We start from the raw sequence: 20,293 nt of genomic DNA on the forward strand, positions 1-20,293 counted from the left end.
ATGTACATCAATCTTTCAAGCGCATTATCAGAATGTTAAACGTTTTGTGCGCCGCATCACACGGCGCGCGGAGGCTCAGGCAAGGGATTTAAAGGCCTTAATGCGGTGCAAATGTGGCGAGATGTTCTTGAATTTATGGCTGGCCTGTTCGTCCCACACGATTTCATAGAAAGGGTGCAGTTGTGCGGCCGTGCGCTGATTATCCAGCGCCTCGTCATGGCGGGACAAAATGGTCAGGCAGCGATCGCGATTCTTCTCACGAAAATCACTGACGCACTTGGTGGCGATATCCAGATACTCTTCCGGACGATCAATCTTGCCTTCCATGTTCTCATACGGGAATAGGTTGGGATTGAAAATCACCTGACGCATACCGCAGAGAAAACCGATACGTTCGGCCCAGTAACCACCCAGCCCCACCCCGCAAATCAAGGGATACGCGTCACCGCCCTGCTGCTGCAATTTATCGCACTCTTTCAGCAGAAACTGCATGTCATGTTTGGGGTGTTGCGTGCTGTAACTGATGAGTCTGACGTCCGGGTCAATAAACTGCAGTTGCAGCACTTTTTCGTGGTTGCCCGGACTATTGGAATCAAAACCGTGCAGATAGATGATCATGATTATCCTCAGCGTGGAATGAAATCCGGGCAGCGACGCTTATCTGCCCGACGCTTTATGCTCCAGCCAGCGCTCCTGTAATGCGCTCAGCTGATGATGATTCTGCTTCCAGCGTTCACTGGATTGCAGCGCTTCTCGGGTATAACGCCCCTGATGGTATAACTGCGTGACACGCTCCGCCTGGATCGGCGTCAAGTTATCCAGCACACTCACCGCTCCGGCGCGCTGATTGCACACCAGGATCATGTCGCAGCCCGCATTGAGCGACTGCTGAGCGCGCTCAGCATAACTGCCCATTACCGCAGCACCTTCCATCGACAGATCGTCGGAGAAAATCACCCCGTTAAAACCGAGTTCTTTACGCAGCACGGTTTGCAGCCAATAAGGTGAGCCGCTGGCAGGTAATGGATCGATCTCAGTATAGATAACGTGCGCCGGCATCACGGCATCCAGCAGTTGCTCATCAATCAACTGCTTAAAGATCGCCATATCATGCTGGCGCAGCGTGGCGGCATCGCGCGGATCGCGCGGGGTCTCTTTATGTGAATCAGCACTCACCGCACCGTGGCCGGGGAAATGCTTGCCAGTGGTTTTCATGCCGGCTTCGTGCACGCCGTTGATAAAACGGCGAGCAATTTGCAATGCAATGGCGGGATCTTCATGGAAGGAACGGTCGCCAATCGCCGCGCTGATGTGGCCAATATCCAGCACTGGCGCAAAGCTGATGTCGATATCCATCGCGATCATTTCCGCTGCCATCTGCCAGCCCGCCTGCTGGGCAACTTCACCCGCCGTGGCGATATCATGCAGGGCGGCAAAAGATTGCATCGCGGGGAGTGTGGTAAAGCCTTCACGGAAGCGCTGCACCCGTCCGCCTTCCTGATCCACGGCGACCACTAAACGATTACGCGAAGCAGCGCGAATCTGGCGTACCAGTTCCGCCAGCTGATCCACATCGTGGAAGTTGCGGGCAAACAGAATCAGTCCGCCCACCAGCGGATGCTTCAGAATCTCGCGCTCTTCGGCGTCGAGTTCGTAGCTTTCAACATCCAGCATTAATGGGCCGGGGGTATTCATGGTCATGGTTACAATCCTGAGTTAGAGATCCTGCCAGCTGGCCTGCGCCAGCTGTTGCAAATGAGGGTCACCGCTCTGCTCAGCACGCAGCTGATACCAGCTCGCCATCAGCAGATGCAGCCACGGCTGCCAGCGCCGCATATGTCGCTTAAGTCGCGCTTCGTCAAGCTGGCTGCGTTGCGCGTAACCCGCAATCCAGTCGATTGGGTGTTCACCATCGATCGCGCAGAGCGCCGCGAGTTCCAATGCCACATCGCCATCGGCAGCATATTCCCAATCGATGAGACGTAAGCCGTCTGACGTGGCAATCACATTGCCCGCGTGAACATCCATATGAATCGGCACGAGGCGTAACGGCCGGGGTTCACCCTGCCTGATCAGGCGCTGCAGTTGATGTTGCCAGCGCCAGTGGCGTTGCTGACACAGCTGCCAGTAGTGTTGCAACAGCGGTGTCAGTCGCAAGCGATAGCCTGTCAGCGGCTGCTGATGCAGGCGATGTAGCAAGGCAAGCACCGCATCACGCTGTTGATTGAATTGCTCAGGAGTCAGCACCTCGCCGGGCAACCAGCTCTGTAATAACCAGGGATGATGCCAATCCAGTGGCGTCGGCCCGAGTTGCGCAGCACGCATTCGACGCAAGATGCGATATTCGCGTTGGCGATCAACAAACGGGAGCGGTTGCTGTGGCGCACGACGCGCCAGCAGCTCACCCTGCTCGGTTTTCACCCGCACACTGTTGCCACTCAATCCCGGCAGCGCGAAAAAATGACCGGCAGCTTGCGCCGTCGGCCATTGTTGCTGAATCCGTTGTTGCAGTATGGGATCAGGGTTGAGCAATACCATTGCCTGACCAGATAATTTCACCGGTCTGCACCAGCATCAGCTGCATCTGCAGCGTTGGCGCTTTCACATCGCCCTGAGCACTGCTGTAAAGCACATACTGCGCGTTGACATTACGTGCCAGGCCAATGGCTTTGCTGCGCGAATTGAGGCTGTCATCGGCGGATAAGCCCAAAGTCTGTTTTGCCTGTGCCAGCTGTTCTGGCGTTACCAAAGTGAATTTGCCGTTGTTCGCCAGCGCATTCTGAATCGCATCGGTGGCTTTATCACTCTGCAACGAACCGTTGGTGCTGTTCTTGATGCGATCCACCAGCAGCACGCTGCCTGGATTCACACCGGCAGACTGCACCATGTTCCCCACTAACGGCTGCACGCTGGCATTCCAGTTAATGGTTTTGAGTTTTGGCGGCTGCGGCACCGTTTCCGGCGGCGGTACCGGCTGCACAGGAGGCTGCTCCGGTTGAGTTGGCGTCGTCGGCTGGGTCGGTTCAACCGGCGCTGGGGTTTGCTGTTTCACCACACAACCGGTGAGCATCAACGCAAATAATAGCGCGCTGGAACGTTTTACACTGCGAATCACAGGTTACTCCTCAGAGATAAAGATAGAGACGCACCTTACTGGCGGTCAGGTTACCGATTTGCGAGACAACTTCAGTGCTGCCATGCGCCGGGACGACTTGGGTCTGAGCCGGCTCTTCCGGGGTAATCTCCAGTCCCTTCTCGTCATACCAATAGAAACGATAATGTACGGTCACTGGCGTTTCCCGCTGATTAAAGAGGACGCTCGAGGCTCGCATTTGCCCATCGCGGCTGGCCAGCGTGGGTTCATCGGTGATGATGCCCGCAGAAAGCACGGAAGACTCCATCACCAGCGATTGCGAGGTGTTGATCATCGGTTTGTCACTGCTGCACCCGACAAGGGTCAGCAACAGCAGGCCACTCAGCCATTGACGCATCACAAGGTCCGCCTGAGGTTAGATAGACAGCATCGGACCCAGCGGCTGACCGCCGACCAGGTGCATATGAATATGATAAACCTCCTGACCACCATGACGATTACAGTTCATGATCAGACGATAGCCATCCTCGGCAATCCCTTCCTGTTTCGCGATTTTCGCCGCCACGGTAATCATACGGCCCAACGCATGCTCGTGTGCTTCCTGCACGTCATTGGCGGTGGGGATCAATACATTAGGGATAATCAGAATGTGCGTTGGCGCTTTAGGCGCGATGTCGCGGAAGGCGGTGACCAGTTCGTCCTGATAAACCACGTCGGCGGGGATTTCGCGACGAATGATTTTACTGAAAATGGTTTCTTCAGCCATGGTGCATTTCCTTAAGCCTGAGTTCAGTCAGGCAGTATGCGCGAGGAATTCGTTTGCTTTCAACCTCAGTACCACTTTTCTTCTGTTAAATGGCTGCCTTTACGCCATTTCATCTCCCAGACAGCATTGCTGTGCTCTCCCTCTCAAATTTACGTCATCGCAGCCCACCAAAATGAAACGCTGTTTTATAAATTAGAGTTATCACGCCAGTTTCTTTGTGTTTTTGCCACAAAACCATCAGGCCTTGCCAAATTGCGAAGGTTTGCCGCTGCACCGCGCTCTACTTTCTATCCAATCCGGGCAAGCAGTACGGAGTAATGAGGGATGTGTCATCCGTCGATTTCAAGGAGAACCTGCCATGCAGTCTCGTAAAATTAGTCTGGGCCATTATCTGGCTTACGGTTCCGGGGATTTCCTCGGCGCCGGCACCACGGCGCTTACCGCCGCCTGGTTGCTCTATTTCTACACTACCTTCTGTGGGCTTTCGCCGATTGAAGCCACCTTTATTTTTGCTGCTGCCCGCGTGCTGGATGCGGTCGTCAGCCCGCTGATGGGTTTTCTCACCGATAACTTCGGATCCACCTGGCTTGGCAAACGCTTCGGTCGCCGCAAGTTCTTTATCCTGCTCGGTATTCCGTGTGTTTTTAGCTATAGCCTGATGTGGATCGGCGACATGAGTTTCTGGTGGTATCTGCTGACCTATCTGCTGTTCGATATGGTCTACACCATGATTCTGGTGCCGTACGAAACGCTGGTGCCGGAGATGACCGACGACTTTAAACAAAAGACCCGCTTCTCCGGCGCGCGTATCGCGCTGGCACAACTGTCATCGATTCTGGCCGCCTTCCTGCCAGGCATCCTGATTGGCTGGTTTGGCAAAGAGAATCCCATCTCCTTCTTTTATGCCAGCCTGGTGTTCTCGGTCATCTGTGCGCTGGTGCTATTCCTGGTGTGGCGCTTCACCTGGGAACGCGCACCGGAGGATTTTTCCGCCGAGTCACGTCGGGCTGAAGAAGAAAAGACGCAACTCTCGCTGTTCCAAAGCCTGAAACGACTGTATATCGAGCTCGCCTCCACGCTGCGCATCCGTATCTTTCGCCAGCATCTTGGCATGTATCTGGGCGGTTACATCGCTCAGGACGTGTTTAATGCGGTATTTACCTGGTACGTGGTGTTTGTACTGATGCAGAGCGCGCAAATCGCTTCCAGCCTGATGGGAACGATGGCGGTGCTGCAATTTATAGCGGTGATGGCAATGATCCCGTTGTGTATACGCCTCGGACCGGCCCCAGCCTATCGTCTGGTGGTGATGCTGTTTGGCCTCAGCGCCCTCTCCTACGCTGGACTGTGGTACAGCGGGATGAACGATAACTTCGCGCTGTTAGTGCTGATCTCGGCCTTCGCCGGTTTAGGACGTGGCGGCATCAACTACGTGCCGTGGAATACCTACACCTATATCGCCGATGTCGATGAAGTGATCACCGGACAGCGACGTGAAGGCATATTCGCCGGGATCATGACATTGACGCGTAAAGCCTCGCAGGCCGGTGCCGTGATGATCGTTGGCATCATGTTGCAGCTGGCGGGTTTCACCTCCGGTAAAACTGAACAGATTCCTGCGGTGGGCCATACCATTCTGCTGATCCTCAGCGTCGGCACCGTTGGCGTGCTGATCTGCGGCTTTATTGTGTCGCTGCGCTTCAAACTGAATCTGCATACCCACACTGTTCTGCGCGAAGAGACGCTGAAGATGCGTGAAGCGGGCCGTGTGGTCCCGGAACGTATAACACCGCAGGCGCGCACCATCGTCGAAACCCTGGCGGGTATGCCGTATGAAAACTTATGGGGCAACAACAACGTCGGTTACCTCAACCGTAACAAGCCCGCAGCGCCCGCGCTGACCACACAACGCGACTCGCTTCACCCTCTCCCTACCCTGATTAACGATAGGAATGAACCATGACTGTATTTCCTGTAAAACACAGCGCCTTGTTGTGCCAGCCTGAATACCTGTTGCCACGCAGTGAATTAGTGCAACTCATCCACAAACTCACTGACAATCTGGTCAATATCACCGATCACAGCGGCGAGTTTTTGCTGCGGCTGGATGATGGCCGCGTCATTGACACTAAGGGTTGGGCTGGCTGGGAATGGACGCACGGCATCGGGCTGTATGGCATGCTGCATTACACCCAGCAGACGGGCGATCAGGCAACCCTGAAGATTATCGATGACTGGTTTAGCGCGCGCTTAGCAGAAGGCACACCGACAAAGAACGTGAACACGGTATGCCCGTTCCTGACGCTGGCTTATCGTTATGAAGAGACCGGTCATGCAGCATGGCGGCCGGTGCTGGAACGCTGGGCTGAGTGGGTGATGTATGAAATGCCGCGCACTGAGCAAGGCGGTCTGCAGCACATCGTTTACAACAACGAAAATACCCAGCAGCTGTGGGACGACACCTTAATGATGAGCGTGATGGCGCTGGCGAAGATCGGCCAGTTACTCGATCGCCCGGAGTTTGTTGAAGAAGCCAGCTATCAATTCCTGATCCACACTCAATACCTGATGGATCGTCAAACCGGTTTGTGGTTCCACGGCTGGACCTTCGCTGGCCGACACAATTTTGCTAATGCCCGCTGGGCACGAGGCAATAGTTGGCTGACCATCGTGATCCCGGATTTCCTCGAAATGATGAACTGGCCGGAACAACATGCCACGCGTCGTTTCCTGCAGCAGGTATTGGCCAGTCAGGTAAAGGCATTAGCCGCTTGTCAGCACAGCAGCGGTCTCTGGCATACCCTACTCGACGATCCACAAAGCTATCCGGAAGCGTCTGCCACGGCGGGATTCGCTTATGGAATTCTCAAAGCGGTGCGTAAACGGTATTTGTCTGACGAGTATCGCCCGATGGCGGAAAAAGCCTTGCGTGGCGTGATCGCCAATATTGATGAAGACGGGGAGTTAAAACAGGTGTCGTTTGGCACCGCAATGGGCAGCGATTTGGAGTATTACCGCCAGGTACCGCTGACGTCGATGCCCTATGGTCAGGCGATGGCGCTTCTGTGTCTGACGGAGTATCTGCGGGTTTATTTGTAACCGCAATCACGTTGAAGTGGGAGTAAACGGCGGCAGACGTATAAAGCATTCCGAGTCAGCAACCATGGGCAGTGAAACATAGCGTGACCACCCAATACCGCTAACACCGATACCCTAATTTCTGGCGATGCGTCTGTTAAGTTGAGTAAACAACGAGGTTTTTTTCCAATACAGCACCAAAAGTGAGGTGCGAGGAAGCGGCGGCAGAGGAGTAAAGCGTCCCGCGACAGGGATGTCGCGGGCCGAGCCCCAGGGATGGTTTATGGCGTCTTTACGATCTGCCGCCGCTTCATCGCACAGGCTCGGCCTCTGCCTTGACCTTGACCTTGACCTTGACCTTGACCTTGACCTCAGGCCGAGCCCAAGCCTTTACATATTACGAATATAATCATCCATCTCAGTTTTCAGGTTATCGGACTTGGTCCCGAAAATCGCCTGAACACCGGAACCTGCCACCACCACGCCACGCGCGCCGAGGTTTTTCAGTTCAGTTTGATTCACTTTTGCCACATCCGCGACACTCACACGCAGACGCGTAATACAGGCATCAAGATTGGTAATGTTCTCTTTACCACCAAATGCAGTCACCAGTTTGCCTGCCATCTCGCTACCAGTAGCGCTGCTCTGCTCCATTGCAGTGTCCTCACGTCCAGGTGTTTTCAGATTCAGCTTCACAATCAACACACGGAAAACGGTGTAATAAATCAGGCCGTAAATGATACCGACAATCGGGAACAACCAGATCTTGCTGCTGTTACCGCTCAGCACCACAAAGTCAATCAGACCGTGTGAGAAGCTGGTGCCATCACGCATGCCCAGCAGAATACAGATTGGGAATGCCAGACCCGCCAGAATTGCATGGATCACATACAAAATCGGCGCCACAAACATGAACGAAAACTCGATCGGTTCAGTAATACCAGTCAGGAACGAGGTCAGCGCGGCGGAAATCATAATGCCGCCCACTTTGGCGCGGTTTTCCGGCTTAGCCGAGTGCCAGATAGCAATCGCGGCCGCAGGCAGACCGTACATTTTGAACAGGAAGCCGCCAGAGAGTTTACCTGCGGTTGGATCGCCCGCCATATAGCGTGGGATATCACCGTGGAATACCTGACCTGCGGCGTTGGTGAACTCACCAATCTGCATCTGGAAAGGCACGTTCCAGATATGGTGCAGACCAAACGGCACCAGCGAACGCTCAACGACACCGTAAATGCCGAACGCCACCACCGGGTTCTGATAAGCCGCCCACTGGGAGAAATCCTGAATCGCGGTACCAATCGGTGGCCAGATAAAGGACAACACGATGCCAGTGAAAATCGCGGTCAGACCGGAAATGATCGGCACAAAACGCTTGCCCGCAAAGAAGCCAAGATATTCAGGCAGCTTGATACGGTAGAAACGGTTAAACATATACGCGGCGATGGAGCCGGCAATGATCCCGCCTAATACCCCGGTATCGGCAAGGTGTTTGGCCTCAATTTCCGCTGGCGGTAAGTGCAACACCAGTGGTGCAACCACCGCCATGGTTTTCACCATGATGCCGTAAGCCACCACGGAAGCCAGCGCCGATACGCCATCGTTATTGGTAAAACCGAGCGCCACGCCAATCGCAAAGATCAGCGGCATGTTGGCGAACACGGAACCACCCGCCTCCGCCATGACATGTGAAACGACAGCAGGCAACCAGCTGAAGTTAGCCGAACCAACACCTAATAAAATACCGGCAATCGGCAAAACCGATACCGGCAACATCAGCGATTTACCTACTTTTTGCAGGTTCGCAAATGCGTTCTTGAACATAAAAGCTCCTGAGTATGAGTGCATATTTGCGCAGTGCGCTGGCAAAGGGGGAGGATCCTTCACCGGGGTGACGCTGAGCGTCTTTTGATTTATTACGAAGGGTAAAATAAATCGATATTTGTTACTTTGACGGCTATCACGTTTCGCTCAAGACGAACGCTTGCTTTCTGTTGTTTTTGACTGAATTGCCTGGAGAAACAGCAATAAATCACTGCCCGTGCCGCGTTATATGCCGCACAGGTCAGTGATTATAGAATTAATACGGAGTTTAAAATAAAGCGGATTAGCCGCCGAGACGGCTCATCGGGACATGGAACAGACGCGAGAAGTTTTCTGTGGTCGCTGCAGCCAGCGTTTCGATATCCACACCCTTCAGTACAGCCATATAATCCGCGACATCACGTGTAAAGGCTGGCTGGTTTTCTTTGCCACGATGCGGAACCGGCGCCAGATACGGCGAGTCAGTCTCGACCAGCATGCGATCCAGCGGCACATAACGCGCGGCATCACGAATCTGCTCAGCATTGCGGAAGGTCAAAATGCCGGAGAAGGAGATATAAAAGCCCATATCCAGCAACTGCGCCGCAGTCTCTTTATCTTCAGTAAAGCAGTGCAGAACGCCACCACATTTTTCCACCTGCTCTTCACGCAGGATTGCCAGCGTGTCTTCACGTGCATCACGGGTATGTACGATGATCGGCTTATTCAGCGCGATGCCTGTACGGATGTGTTCACGGAACGAGGCTTGCTGCTGCGCTTTGGTCTCCTGCTGATAGAAGTAATCCAGCCCGGTTTCGCCCAGTGCAATCACCTGCTCTTCAGCTGCCAGTCGACGAAACTCTTCGACATCGTACGGTGCTTCCTGATTTAACGGATGCACGCCGCACGCCAGGGCGATGTTTTCCCTGTCGCCGACCAATTGCTTGATCTTGTAGTAATCCGGCAGCGTGGTGGCAATCGCCAGCATAAACTTCACGTCACGCGCGGCGGCTTTGGCGATCACATCGTCCAGATCGCGATGCTGCTTCTCATAGTCCAGGCCATCAAGATGGCAGTGCGAATCAACAATAAACATACTTCTCTCTTTTACGCTTAGCCGACCGCCATGGGCGACATTAAGCGTCCCCAGGCTAACAGGCGATCGGTCAAAATCAGTTCACGGTTCAGGGCGGCGACATGCAACAGTTGCTCACGACACTGCATCCACTGCTGGGCGCTGGCGTTGAGCGCACTGCTGTTAAGCTGCTGAGCCAGTTGCGATACGACCTCAGGATGGTCGCCGTTGCTTAACCAGTTGCTGGCACCCTGCTGCACTTTCATGGCATCCACCAGTAATGAAATCAGCCAGCTGAGGCGCTCTGCCACATCGTCGCTGTTCAGCGCGGGCAGCAGTTGCAGTACATCGCGGTTCAACGCGCTGAGCAAGGTTTCACACAGCTTCTCACGTGCCTGCCAACGCTCAGGCTGCAGCAGGGTCAACGCCGCAGCAGGTGCGCCATTGCTCAAGCGCAGAGCGGCTCGCAGTACTGGCTCGGATTGCGGCAGCTGTTTCTGCAGCCATTGCAAACTGGGCAACTCTTCCGGCGGGGAAAGATGCCATGTCATGCAGCGGCTGCGCAAGGTCGCCAGCAAACGTGATGGCTCACGGACGCTGAGGAAAAACCAGCAGTTGGCAGGAGGCTCTTCCAGCGTTTTCAACAACGCATTGGCGGCGGCTTCAGTGAGCTGCGCCGCATCCGGCAACCAGACAATCTTTGCTCCGCCCTGCTGAGCAAAATGGTAGAGCTTCTCGGTGACGTCACGTACCGCATCAATACCCAGTGAAGATTTGCCTTTTTCTGCTTCCAGACGATACCAGTCAGGATGCGTCTGCGCCTGCATCAGCTGGCAGCCGTGGCAATGGCCGCAACTCTTCAAGCCTTCCGGATGTTGGCACATTAACCAGCGGCTAACACCCCAGACTAACGCATCGTCACCCATGCCATTAATGGCCTGTATCAGCAAGGCATGGTGTGCCTGACCGCTTTGATGACGGCTGATAATCTGCCGATAGGGCTGATTCAGCCACGGATACCAGTTCATGCCGCCTGACCTGCCAGCCATTTTTGTAGCGCTGATTTAAGTGACGATGTCACTTCTGCAATATTTTGTGTGGCATCAATGGTTAAAATGGTGTCATCGCTGGCAGCCAACGCCAGATAACGGTCACGTGTGCGTTCAAAGAAACGCAGTGATTCCTGCTCAATACGATCGAGTTCCCCGCGAGCACGCGCACGTTGCAGGCCAATTTCCGGTGTCACATCCAGGTAGAGGGTCAAGTCCGGACGGAAGTCGCCCAATACCGCATCACGCAGGGTGGTCATCAACTGCGTATCCAGGCCACGTCCACCGCCCTGGTAAGCCTGGGATGAGAGGTCGTGACGGTCACCAACCACCCAGGCGCCACGCGCTAACGCAGGCTTAATCACGTTCTCGACCAATTGAACACGGGCGGCATACAGCATCAACAGTTCAGCTTTGTCAGTCACCTGTTCGCCATCTATTCCCTGCTTCACCAGTACACGCAATTGTTCAGCCAGCGGCGTGCCGCCAGGCTCACGAGTGAACACCACATCGTCGATACCCTGCTCATGCAGCACCGCCACGATAGCATCACGCGCAGTGGTTTTGCCCGCACCTTCAAGGCCTTCAATGACGATAAACTTACTTTTCATTTTTTTCCTTCATAGCCAGCCGATAGACCTGCACCGCTTTATTATGGCTGGCGAGATTGGTGGTAAAGGTATGTCCGCCTTTGCCATCCGCGACAAAATAGAGATAGTTGGTTTTTTCTGGATGCGCCGCCGCTTCCAGCGAGGCTCGGCCTGGCATCGCGATAGGACCTGGCGGCAATCCGCTAATCGTGTAGGTATTGTAATCGGTCGGCGTTTCGAGGTCTTTACGCGTAATCGTACCGGTGTAGTTATCACCCATACCGTAAATCACGGTAGGGTCGGTTTGCAGCTTCATGCCGGTGCGCAAGCGATTAATAAATACCGAGGCAACGCGCGCGCGCTCTTCCGTCACGCCGGTCTCTTTTTCGATAATCGAGGCCATGGTGACCAGATCTTGCTCATTTTTATAAGGCAGATTGTCCATCCGCCCCTGCCAGATCTCATCCACCAGTTTATTCATGCGCGTGTGTGCCCGCTCCAGCAGCGATATATCACTGGTGTTAGCTGTATACAAATAGGTGTCGGGATAGAAAGCGCCTTCAAGCTGATTTGCATCCATTTTCAGCGCAGCGGCGACAGTCGCAAACTGATCGTCAGTTAGCGTATGTTTGATATAGGGCGCTTGACGCAGTTCGGCCAACCACTCCTTCAGGCGCGAGCCCTCGACAAACCGCACCGGAAATTGCGCTTCTTTACCGCTGGCCAGTAACTGCAACAGCTGTCTTACCGTCATATTGCTTTCCAGTCGGTAGGTGCCGGCTTTGAACTTCGCGAGTTCAGGCTCAAGTTTCAAAAGCGGCCCAAACCAGATACTTTCCGGAATGATGTGCTGGCTTTCCAGTTGCGCTTCCAGCACGACCCGACCACTACCCGCGGGCAATGTGTAGATCGTTTCCTGATTAATGGTCAAAGGGGTATCGGCAAAACGTTCAATCTGCCAATAACTCAATGCCGCCGCGAGGCCGGCAATCGCCACAGCGCTGGCGAGTATTTTTTTCATTCGGGTCATGATGCTTCCATCTTCTGGCAACTGTTATACAGCTGCTGGTACAGCGTGCGTGCGGTGAACGAAACATCGTCAATTTTCCGCACAGGTAAAACCGGCATCAGGGCATTGCAGATCACCACTTCATCGGCGTTCAGCACATCCTCCCTGCTTCCTTCAATCAACTGACAAGCCTGGCCTTCCGACGCTATCTGCGCCATCAGATAACGGCGCATAATGCCATCGACACCCGCTTGCTCAAGACGCGGCGTGAAAACCTGATCACCTTTGCGCCAGAATAAATTGGCCGCACAGCATTCCACCACCGTCCCTGCAGTGTCAAGCACCAGCGCCTCATCAGCATCGGTGTGGTCAAGCTGCTGACGGATCAGCACCTGTTCCAGACGGTTAAGATGTTTGAGGCCGGCGAGCAGTGGATTGCGCGCCAGTCTCACGGGGCTGGTTATAAGCGCTGCACCCTGCTGCTGCAAAGTGGCGTAGTGTTGCGGCCACGGAGAGAGGGAGAGGATGCGTGTCGGGGTTGTGCAACCGGCTCGGCTATATCCCCGACCACCGGCGCCTGGCGTCAGAATCACTTTTAAAACGGACTGGGTTTGACCATTGGCGGCATGCTGCATCTCCTCGGCCAGCTGCGCCATATCCGGTAAGGGAATGAATAAACGCTCACAGCCTTCCTGCAATCGCTGCAAATGGGCGTTCAGCAGTTGTATCTTGCCTGCCACTACCGCAGCAGTGGTAAAACAGCCATCACCAAACTGCACCGCGCGATCGCGCGCAGAAAGTTCGAACTGCTCTACGCCGTTTATCCACATACCGCTCACCTTTGGCTACCCTGCCAGTCTGAATACCACTGACAGCGGTAAGAATCCACGCCACTGCGTGACAAAATATAAAAAAGGCCCGCATTGCGGGCCTCTGTTTGGCTGGGTAAAACTTAGACCTTGCGGAAGATCAGCGAGCCGTTGGTGCCGCCAAATCCAAAGGAGTTACACAGCGTGTACTCCAGTCCGCTCACCTGACGTGCTGTATGCGGCACGAAGTCGAGGTCACAACCTTCATCTGGGTTATCCAGGTTGATGGTTGGCGGAACCGCCTGGTCGCGCAGCGCCAGAATCGAATAAATCGCTTCTACCGCGCCTGCTGCACCCAGCAGGTGCCCAGTCATGGATTTGGTAGAACTCACCATCACGCTGTGAGCCGCTGCACCAAATACAGACTTGACCGCCTGAGCTTCAGCTTTGTCACCCGCTGGCGTTGAGGTGCCATGCGCGTTGACGTAGCCAATCTGTTCAGCATTCAGCTGCGCGTCACGCAATGCATTCACCATCGCTGCTGCAGCACCTGAACCGTCCTCCGGTGGAGACGTCATGTGGTAAGCATCGCTGCTCATGCCGAAACCGATGATTTCAGCATAAATTTTCGCACCGCGCTTTTTCGCATGCTCGTACTCTTCCAGCACCACAATGCCTGCACCATCGCCCAATACGAAACCATCACGGTCTTTATCCCACGGACGGCTTGCCGCCTGCGGATTATCGTTATTGGTTGAGAGCGCACGTGCAGCACCAAAGCCACCCACACCCAGCGGGGTACTGGCTTTTTCAGCACCACCGGCCAGCATGACATCGGCGTCGTTGTACGCAATGATACGCGCAGCATGACCAATGTTATGCACGCCTGAAGTACAAGCGGTTGCAATAGAAATGCTTGGACCTTTCAGACCGTACATGATGGTCAGGTGACCTGCCACCATGTTAACAATGGTAGAAGGAACAAAGAACGGGCTGATTTTGCGCGGACCGCCGTTAACCAGTGAACTGTGGTTGTCTTCAATTAAACCCAGTCCGCCGATGCCGGAACCGATAGCTGCGCCGATGCGACCGGCATTCTCATCAGTCACGACCAGACCGGAGTCCGCCATAGCCTGAATACCAGCCACAATGCCGTATTGGATGAAGTCATCCATCTTGCGCTGATCTTTGCGCGAGATGAATTCATCGCAATTAAAATCTCTTACTAAGCCCGCAAAGCGTGTTGCGTAGGCACTAGTATCAAAATGGTCGATCAGGCTGATGCCGCTCTGACCGGCAAGGAGAGCACTCCAGGTAGACTCTACGGTATTGCCGACAGGAGACAACATGCCAAGACCAGTCACAACTACACGACGCTTAGACACGTACGTCCTCCAGGGAGGGAAAAAATAACGCTATGTGGGGCAAACATAAAACTCAGGCGGTCGAGGTGACCGCCTGAAGATATTCATTAGCCTTGGTGGCTATTGATGTAATCGATCGCTGCCTGAACGGTAGTGATTTTCTCAGCTTCTTCGTCTGGAATTTCAGTATCAAACTCTTCTTCCAGAGCCATTACCAGCTCAACGGTGTCAAGAGAATCTGCACCCAGGTCTTCAACGAAAGAAGCAGTGTTAATCACTTCGTCTTCTTTAACACCCAGCTGCTCAGCTACGATTTTCTTAACGCGTTGTTCGATATCGCTCATACTATTTAATTTCCTATCAAAACTCGCTTTCGCGATGGTTTTCGTAGTGTATAAAATGTTGAAAAAGATGCAACAAAATCCCGGCTGGTCGAACCACGATTTTGCGCTATTCTGCGGTGTTTACCGCAGATAATGCAAATGTTTTCGTGATTATCAGACCATGTACATGCCGCCATTGACGTGGAGCGTCTCACCCGTGATGTAAGAGGCTTCGTCAGAGGCTAAGAATGCAACAGCATTGGCAATCTCCTGCGGGTCGCCTAAACGACCTGCCGGCACTTCTGCCAAAATGCCCGAGCGCTGATCTTCGTTCAGTGCACGCGTCATGTCCGTCTCAATAAAGCCCGGAGCCACGACGTTTACGGTAATGCCACGTGACGCGACTTCTCGCGCCAGTGATTTGCTAAAGCCAATCAAACCTGCTTTTGCTGCCGCATAGTTTGTTTGACCCGCGTTACCCATGGTTCCAACTACAGAACCGATGGTAATGATACGGCCCACGCGTTTTTTCATCATGGCACGCATAACCGCCTTAGAAAGACGGAAGACTGATGTCAGGTTGGTATCGAGGATATCCGCCCACTCATCGTCCTTCATGCGCATCAACAGATTATCACGCGTAATGCCTGCATTATTGACTAAAATGTCCACTTCGCCAAATTCAGCGCGAACTTTCTCGAGCACGCTCTCAATAGAGGCCGCATCGGTCACGTTCAACAGCAGACCTTTGCCGTTATCGCCGAGGTAAGCACTGATTGCTTCCGCACCGCTTTCGCTGGTGGCGGTTCCCACCACTTTCGCACCACGCGCAACCAGCGTTTCCGCGATTGCACGGCCAATGCCGCGGCTTGCGCCAGTCACCAGCGCTACTTTACCTTCAAAGCTCATGTTTTTCCTCTTATTCCTGTGTAAGCGCAGCAGAGAGTGACGCAGAATCGTTCACGGCTGCAGCGGTCAGGCTATCCACAATACGTTTGGTCAGACCGGTCAGGACTTTACCTGGACCGATCTCCAACAACTGGCCAACGCCTTGGGTGGCAATAACCTCAACGGCTTCGGTCCAGCGCACCGGGCTATACAACTGGCGAACCAGTGCACTGCGAATCGCAGCGGCATCGGTTTCACACTTGACGTCTACGTTATTGACGACAGGCACAGTCGGTGCATTGAAAGTGATGTTTTCCAGTGCCACAGCCAGTTTATCTGCTGCAGGCTTCATCAACGCGCAATGCGAAGGAACGCTCACAGGTAATGGCAACGCACGCTTGGCACCGGCCGCTTTACAGGCAGCACCTGCACGCTCAACCGCTTCTTTGTTACCCGCGATAACCACCTGGCCTGGCGAATTGAAGTTCACCGGCGAAACCACCTGACCTTGCGCGCTTTCTTCGCACGCTTTACGGATAGACTCATCATCAAGCCCGATGATTGCCTGCATGGCACCGGTCCCTTCAGGAACCGCTTCCTGCATCAGTTTGCCGCGTAATTCGACTAACTTGATTGCGTCCGCAAAGTTCAGTACGCCAGCACATACCAGCGCAGAGTATTCACCCAGGCTATGGCCGGCCATCAGCGCAGGCTGCGGGCCATTTTTGCTCTGCCAGACGCGATAAATCGCGACGGAGGCTGCCAGCAACGCAGGTTGCGTCTGCCAGGTCTTATTCAGTTCTTCAGCTGGACCTTGTTGTACCAACTGCCATAAGTCATATCCCAGTGCGTCAGAAGCTTCACGGAAAGTGGCTTCAACCTGCGGGTTTTCCACAGCCAGATCGGCCAGCATGCCGACGGTCTGTGAGCCCTGTCCTGGGAAAACAAAAGCAAATTGTGTCATCTGTCGTTCCTGTCAATCAAAAGCGAACCAGCGCAGAACCCCAGGTGAAACCGCCACCAAAGGCTTCCAGCAAAATCAGTTGGCCAGGCTTGATACGGCCATCTCGCACCGCTTCATCCAGTGCACTTGGCACCGAAGCCGCTGAAGTGTTGCCATGACGATCCAGCGTCACCACCACTTTTTCCATGCCCATGCCGAGCTTTCTGGCTGTTGCGCTGATAATGCGCAGGTTCGCCTGATGCGGCACCAGCCAGTCGAGCATTTCGCGATCAAGGTTGTTGGCTTGCAGCGTCTCGTCCACGATATGGGCAAGCTCGGTCACAGCAACTTTAAAGACTTCATTACCGGCCATCGTGAGATAGGCTGGCTCATCCTGATGTTCACGATCCTGATACGGCAGTGTCAACAGCTTGCCATAACGACCGTCAGCATGCAGATGCGTTGACAGGATACCGGGCTCTTCACTTTGCCCCAGCACCACAGCGCCAGCGCCGTCACCAAACAGGATGATAGTGCCACGATCGTTAGGATCGAGGGTGCGGGCTAAGACGTCCGCACCGATCACCAGCGCGTGTTTGACCACACCGTTTTTGATGTACTGATCGGCAACGCTAAGTGCATAGGTGAAACCTGCACATGCAGCGGCCAGATCGAAAGAAGCGCAGTCATTGATCTCCAGCATCTGCTGGATCATGCACGCTGAACTTGGGAAGGCATGGCTGGAAGAGGTGGTTGCCACAATAATCAGACCCACATCGCTGGCCGCAACGCCTGCCATTTCCAGCGCGCGCTGTGCAGCCGCAAAGCCCATAGTGGCAACCGTTTCATCTGGCGCGGCAATACGGCGCTCACGGATACCGGTACGCGTGACAATCCACTCGTCCGAAGTCTCCACCATTTTTTCCAGATCCGCATTGGAGCGAACCTGCTCAGGCAAATAGCTGCCCGTACCGATAATTTTGGTAAACATCTACGCTTTGTCACTCCTGGCTAATACAGCGTCAAGGCGCGCCGCAATCCTCTCTGGGACTTGCCTGCGCACCGCCTGCTCTGCCTGCTCTATCGCCACGGCAAACGCACGTTGATTCGCCGCACCGTGGCTTTTGATCACTGTTCCGCGCAATCCTAACAGACAAGCGCCATTGTACTGGTCGGGGTTGAGATGGCCGAAACGTTTAGCCAGACGCTTTTGCAGCCAGCGCCCTACCCATTTCAACCACCACGCCCGTTTTTTCCCATCCTCTGACGACTTGAGCAGAGAAAGAAACATTCTTACCACGCCTTCCATGGTTTTAAGCGTGACGTTTCCCACGAAGCCATCACAGACCAGCACATCCGTCTTGCCGGTGAGGAGATCATTCCCCTCAAGATAACCAATATAGTTGATTTGCGGCGTATCCCGCAGAACCGTAGATGCTGTGCGAATCGTTTCCAGCCCCTTGGTCTCTTCCTGCCCAATGTTGAGCAGCGCGACACGCGGTCTGTCGATTTCCAGCACTTCCTCGGCCATGACAGCGCCCATGATGGCAAACTGCACCAACATATCGCTATCCGATTCCACATTAGCGCCGAGATCCAGCACCACCGTTTTACCCTGCTGCTGATGCGGCAGAACGGTCATCAGCGCCGGACGCTCAATGCCATCCAGCGGCTTCAATAACATTTTTGCCAGCCCCATTAACGCGCCGGTATTGCCTGCACTGATGCAGGCTTGCGCGTTACCCTCTTTCACCAGCTCGAGTGCCACACGCATCGAGCTGCCGCGGCTGTTTCGAATGGCTTGTGAAGGCTTGGCATCACTTGCAATAACCGATTCGGCAGGGATCACCTGCACACGCCCCAGTAACGAGGAATCCGCTTTGGCAAGAAATGACGAGATGATGTCGGGATCACCGACCAGAAGAAGAACCAGATTCGTATGAGAGGCCAGTGCCTGCAAGGATGCAGGCACTGTCACGCAGGGACCGAAATCCCCGCCCATGGCATCAACTGCCAGGGTCAAACGTGTCAAGGTATCGCCTTGCGTAACCGCAAAGAATTACTTGGTGATAACCTTGCGACCGCGGTAGTAACCATCCGCAGTGATATGGTGACGCAGATGAGTTTCACCAGAAACTTTATCTACTGACAGAGCTGCGGTGGTCAGCGCATCGTGCGAACGACGCATACCACGCTTAGAACGGGTTGGTTTATTCTGTTGTACGGCCATGGACCTTACTCCTATTACTTACGCTTTAAACTGGCTAATACGGCAAAGGGATTTGGTTTTTCTGCCTCTTCAGGCAACTTGCCAAATACCATGTCCGCGTCGGACACTTCACAGTGTTCAGAATCATGCACCGGAACTACAGGCAGCGCGAGGATGAGTTCATCTTCGATAACTGCCAGCAAGTCGATTTCGCCGAAATCATTGATATCAACTGGCTCGTAAGCTTCCGGCAGTGCCTCGGCCTGCTCATCAGAAGAGACAGGACTGAAGCAATAGCTTACGTGGACAGCATGCGGGAATGACTGGTTGCAGCGTTGACACGACAATGTCACCTGCACATCAGCTGTTCCTTGCAGAACCGCTAAGCGCTGGTTGTCAATCGCAAACGACATGGTGCATTCCACATCACTGTCCACACTCACGACCGTTTCGGCCAGGCGCGCCACCAATTCAGGTGCATACACACCTTGGTAATCAAGGCGCTTTTGCGCGGCGCGGGCCAGATCGATCGTCAGGGGTAATTTTACCTTTTGCATAGGGCGCGCATATTAACTTTGTAACGTCATAGAGTCAAAGAAAAAGGCCGGTTTACAGCATCTTTCACCCGTTAGTCGCATCCAGTGCGGCGCATAGTTTAAAATGCCTGTCATCTTTACGCTATCTATTCTGAAAAAAAATCATGACACCGTTAATTCTTGCCTCCACTTCCCCATTCCGTCAGGCCTTGCTGAGCAAGCTTGGCCTGCCTTTTATTGCCGTTGCGCCCGATTGCGATGAGACGCCGCAACCGAACGAAACCGCACCGCAGTTAGTGCAACGCTTAGCACTGGCAAAAGCCCAGGCGCTAGCCGCTCGGTTTCCACAAAGCTGGATTATTGGTTCCGATCAGGTCTGCGTGCTTGATGGCAACATCACCGGAAAACCGCATACGGTGGAGAATGCCTGCCGGCAACTGGCTGCGGCCAGTGGCAAAGTGATTACGTTTTATACCGGGCTCGCCTTGATTCAGCCACAAACGGCACAACAGCAGGTGGTTTGTGAACCGTTCAACGTACATTTCCGTCATTTAAGTCAGGCAGAAATTCGTCACTATGTGGAAAAAGAGCAGCCGTTGAATTGTGCGGGCAGCTTTAAAAGCGAAGGTATGGGGATTTGCTTGTTTGAGTGGCTGGAGGGGCGCGATCCCAATACGCTGATTAGATTACCGCTGATAGCGTTAAATAAGATGCTGATCAAAGTGGGCATCAACGCGCTGGGTTGATGCCCGGAAAA

General features: G+C 54.0%; 23 protein-coding genes. 3 read left to right on the forward strand and 20 right to left on the reverse strand.

Features of this window, described 5'->3' with window-relative positions; translation table 11 throughout:
* Window positions 1–75 precede the first annotated feature (75 nt).
* From ycfP to hinT, 6 genes are read right to left on the reverse strand one after another with little or no spacing between them, the layout of a single operon-like run.
* Complete coding sequence (ycfP, locus tag FD744_RS10975) at window positions 76–618, reverse strand: alpha/beta hydrolase YcfP (protein ID WP_034822066.1); 543 nt, start codon at window positions 616–618, stop codon at window positions 76–78.
* A 39-nt stretch (window positions 619–657) separates the two neighbouring features.
* Window positions 658–1,701 (reverse strand): beta-N-acetylhexosaminidase, encoded by a 1,044-nt coding sequence (nagZ, locus tag FD744_RS10980; protein ID WP_160868220.1) that lies wholly within the window; start codon window positions 1,699–1,701, stop codon window positions 658–660.
* Between the two features lie 15 nt (window positions 1,702–1,716).
* Entirely contained in the window at window positions 1,717–2,559 is an 843-nt protein-coding gene (thiK, locus tag FD744_RS10985) for a thiamine kinase (RefSeq protein WP_373424385.1), read from the reverse strand.
* Window positions 2,519–3,115: a penicillin-binding protein activator LpoB gene (gene lpoB / locus FD744_RS10990; RefSeq protein ID WP_034822075.1), complete on the reverse strand. Its 597-nt coding sequence runs from the start codon at window positions 3,113–3,115 to the stop codon at window positions 2,519–2,521. The genes thiK and lpoB overlap by 41 nt, the downstream gene beginning before the upstream one ends.
* Before the next feature lie 10 nt (window positions 3,116–3,125).
* The gene (locus FD744_RS10995) at window positions 3,126–3,491 is read right to left on the reverse strand and encodes a YcfL family protein (protein WP_160868266.1); all 366 of its coding nucleotides are present in this window, start codon (window positions 3,489–3,491) and stop codon (window positions 3,126–3,128) included.
* Between the two features lie 18 nt (window positions 3,492–3,509).
* A complete protein-coding gene (gene hinT, locus FD744_RS11000) occupies window positions 3,510–3,860 on the reverse strand; it encodes a purine nucleoside phosphoramidase (RefSeq protein WP_034822081.1) in 351 nt (116 codons plus the stop codon).
* Between the two features lie 358 nt (window positions 3,861–4,218).
* On the opposite strand from hinT, the gene FD744_RS11005 reads away from it, so the two are divergent.
* Window positions 4,219–5,823 carry an MFS transporter gene (locus FD744_RS11005; RefSeq protein WP_160868221.1) on the forward strand — a complete coding sequence of 535 codons (1,605 nt, stop codon included), beginning with the start codon at window positions 4,219–4,221 and terminating at the stop codon, window positions 5,821–5,823.
* Entirely contained in the window at window positions 5,820–6,959 is a 1,140-nt protein-coding gene (locus FD744_RS11010) for a glycoside hydrolase family 105 protein (RefSeq protein ID WP_160868222.1), read from the forward strand. The genes FD744_RS11005 and FD744_RS11010 overlap by 4 nt, the downstream gene beginning before the upstream one ends.
* A 369-nt stretch (window positions 6,960–7,328) precedes the next feature.
* Here the strand turns inward: FD744_RS11010 and ptsG are convergent, their stop codons facing one another.
* The 14 genes from ptsG to yceD all read right to left on the reverse strand — a co-directional run bounded on the left by ptsG (window position 7,329) and on the right by yceD (window position 19,557).
* Complete coding sequence (gene ptsG / locus FD744_RS11015; protein WP_058959578.1) at window positions 7,329–8,762, reverse strand: PTS glucose transporter subunit IIBC; 1,434 nt, start codon at window positions 8,760–8,762, stop codon at window positions 7,329–7,331.
* A gap of 283 nt (window positions 8,763–9,045) precedes the next feature.
* Window positions 9,046–9,837 (reverse strand): metal-dependent hydrolase, encoded by a 792-nt coding sequence (locus tag FD744_RS11020; protein WP_034830707.1) that lies wholly within the window; start codon window positions 9,835–9,837, stop codon window positions 9,046–9,048.
* A gap of 17 nt (window positions 9,838–9,854) precedes the next feature.
* Window positions 9,855–10,844 (reverse strand): DNA polymerase III subunit delta', encoded by a 990-nt coding sequence (holB, locus tag FD744_RS11025; RefSeq protein ID WP_160868223.1) that lies wholly within the window; start codon window positions 10,842–10,844, stop codon window positions 9,855–9,857.
* Window positions 10,841–11,476: a dTMP kinase gene (gene tmk / locus FD744_RS11030; protein WP_058959580.1), complete on the reverse strand. Its 636-nt coding sequence runs from the start codon at window positions 11,474–11,476 to the stop codon at window positions 10,841–10,843. The genes holB and tmk overlap by 4 nt, the downstream gene beginning before the upstream one ends.
* Window positions 11,466–12,485, reverse strand: coding sequence for an endolytic transglycosylase MltG (gene mltG, locus FD744_RS11035; RefSeq protein ID WP_097119619.1), 1,020 nt, complete (start codon window positions 12,483–12,485; stop codon window positions 11,466–11,468). Before mltG ends, tmk begins: the two co-directional genes overlap by 11 nt.
* Entirely contained in the window at window positions 12,482–13,294 is an 813-nt protein-coding gene (gene pabC / locus FD744_RS11040) for an aminodeoxychorismate lyase (protein ID WP_160868224.1), read from the reverse strand. Before pabC ends, mltG begins: the two co-directional genes overlap by 4 nt.
* 122 nt (window positions 13,295–13,416) lie before the next feature.
* Entirely contained in the window at window positions 13,417–14,658 is a 1,242-nt protein-coding gene (gene fabF / locus FD744_RS11045) for a beta-ketoacyl-ACP synthase II (protein WP_034830699.1), read from the reverse strand.
* A gap of 86 nt (window positions 14,659–14,744) precedes the next feature.
* The gene (acpP, locus tag FD744_RS11050; protein WP_007885774.1) at window positions 14,745–14,981 is read right to left on the reverse strand and encodes an acyl carrier protein; all 237 of its coding nucleotides are present in this window, start codon (window positions 14,979–14,981) and stop codon (window positions 14,745–14,747) included.
* Between the two features lie 153 nt (window positions 14,982–15,134).
* Window positions 15,135–15,869: a 3-oxoacyl-ACP reductase FabG gene (fabG, locus tag FD744_RS11055; RefSeq protein WP_034830697.1), complete on the reverse strand. Its 735-nt coding sequence runs from the start codon at window positions 15,867–15,869 to the stop codon at window positions 15,135–15,137.
* Window positions 15,870–15,879: 10 nt separating this feature from the next.
* On the reverse strand, window positions 15,880–16,812 hold the full coding sequence (gene fabD / locus FD744_RS11060; protein WP_160868225.1) for an ACP S-malonyltransferase: 933 nt from the start codon (window positions 16,810–16,812) through the stop codon (window positions 15,880–15,882).
* Between the two features lie 16 nt (window positions 16,813–16,828).
* Window positions 16,829–17,782, reverse strand: coding sequence for a beta-ketoacyl-ACP synthase III (locus FD744_RS11065; RefSeq protein ID WP_034830694.1), 954 nt, complete (start codon window positions 17,780–17,782; stop codon window positions 16,829–16,831).
* Complete coding sequence (gene plsX / locus FD744_RS11070; protein WP_160868226.1) at window positions 17,783–18,823, reverse strand: phosphate acyltransferase PlsX; 1,041 nt, start codon at window positions 18,821–18,823, stop codon at window positions 17,783–17,785.
* 27 nt (window positions 18,824–18,850) lie between these two features.
* On the reverse strand, window positions 18,851–19,021 hold the full coding sequence (rpmF, locus tag FD744_RS11075) for a 50S ribosomal protein L32 (RefSeq protein WP_007885783.1): 171 nt from the start codon (window positions 19,019–19,021) through the stop codon (window positions 18,851–18,853).
* Window positions 19,022–19,035: 14 nt separating this feature from the next.
* Window positions 19,036–19,557: a 23S rRNA accumulation protein YceD gene (gene yceD, locus FD744_RS11080; protein ID WP_034830691.1), complete on the reverse strand. Its 522-nt coding sequence runs from the start codon at window positions 19,555–19,557 to the stop codon at window positions 19,036–19,038.
* 143 nt (window positions 19,558–19,700) lie between these two features.
* Here yceD and FD744_RS11085 point away from each other — a divergent pair, with 143 nt between their 5' ends.
* Complete coding sequence (locus FD744_RS11085; protein ID WP_202403473.1) at window positions 19,701–20,282, forward strand: nucleoside triphosphate pyrophosphatase; 582 nt, start codon at window positions 19,701–19,703, stop codon at window positions 20,280–20,282.
* Window positions 20,283–20,293: the final 11 nt, after the last annotated feature.

Source organism: Pantoea sp. Taur (assembly GCF_009830025.1).
GTDB lineage: Bacteria > Pseudomonadota > Gammaproteobacteria > Enterobacterales > Enterobacteriaceae > Pantoea > Pantoea communis.

Coding starts and splice junctions, on each gene's coding strand:
- FD744_RS11020 (WP_034830707.1), bottom strand. CDS start 9,837: ATGTTTATTGTTGATTCGCACTGCCATCTTGATGGCCTGGACTATGAG.
- FD744_RS11005 (WP_160868221.1), top strand. CDS start 4,219: ATGCAGTCTCGTAAAATTAGTCTGGGCCATTATCTGGCTTACGGTTCC.
- holB (WP_160868223.1), bottom strand. CDS start 10,844: ATGAACTGGTATCCGTGGCTGAATCAGCCCTATCGGCAGATTATCAGC.
- fabD (WP_160868225.1), bottom strand. CDS start 16,812: ATGACACAATTTGCTTTTGTTTTCCCAGGACAGGGCTCACAGACCGTC.
- yceD (WP_034830691.1), bottom strand. CDS start 19,557: ATGCAAAAGGTAAAATTACCCCTGACGATCGATCTGGCCCGCGCCGCG.
- nagZ (WP_160868220.1), bottom strand. CDS start 1,701: ATGACCATGAATACCCCCGGCCCATTAATGCTGGATGTTGAAAGCTAC.
- acpP (WP_007885774.1), bottom strand. CDS start 14,981: ATGAGCGATATCGAACAACGCGTTAAGAAAATCGTAGCTGAGCAGCTG.
- hinT (WP_034822081.1), bottom strand. CDS start 3,860: ATGGCTGAAGAAACCATTTTCAGTAAAATCATTCGTCGCGAAATCCCC.
- FD744_RS11085 (WP_202403473.1), top strand. CDS start 19,701: ATGACACCGTTAATTCTTGCCTCCACTTCCCCATTCCGTCAGGCCTTG.
- FD744_RS11010 (WP_160868222.1), top strand. CDS start 5,820: ATGACTGTATTTCCTGTAAAACACAGCGCCTTGTTGTGCCAGCCTGAA.
- mltG (WP_097119619.1), bottom strand. CDS start 12,485: ATGACCCGAATGAAAAAAATACTCGCCAGCGCTGTGGCGATTGCCGGC.
- fabG (WP_034830697.1), bottom strand. CDS start 15,869: ATGAGCTTTGAAGGTAAAGTAGCGCTGGTGACTGGCGCAAGCCGCGGC.
- tmk (WP_058959580.1), bottom strand. CDS start 11,476: ATGAAAAGTAAGTTTATCGTCATTGAAGGCCTTGAAGGTGCGGGCAAA.
- FD744_RS10995 (WP_160868266.1), bottom strand. CDS start 3,491: ATGCGTCAATGGCTGAGTGGCCTGCTGTTGCTGACCCTTGTCGGGTGC.
- rpmF (WP_007885783.1), bottom strand. CDS start 19,021: ATGGCCGTACAACAGAATAAACCAACCCGTTCTAAGCGTGGTATGCGT.
- ptsG (WP_058959578.1), bottom strand. CDS start 8,762: ATGTTCAAGAACGCATTTGCGAACCTGCAAAAAGTAGGTAAATCGCTG.
- pabC (WP_160868224.1), bottom strand. CDS start 13,294: ATGTGGATAAACGGCGTAGAGCAGTTCGAACTTTCTGCGCGCGATCGC.
- ycfP (WP_034822066.1), bottom strand. CDS start 618: ATGATCATCTATCTGCACGGTTTTGATTCCAATAGTCCGGGCAACCAC.
- FD744_RS11065 (WP_034830694.1), bottom strand. CDS start 17,782: ATGTTTACCAAAATTATCGGTACGGGCAGCTATTTGCCTGAGCAGGTT.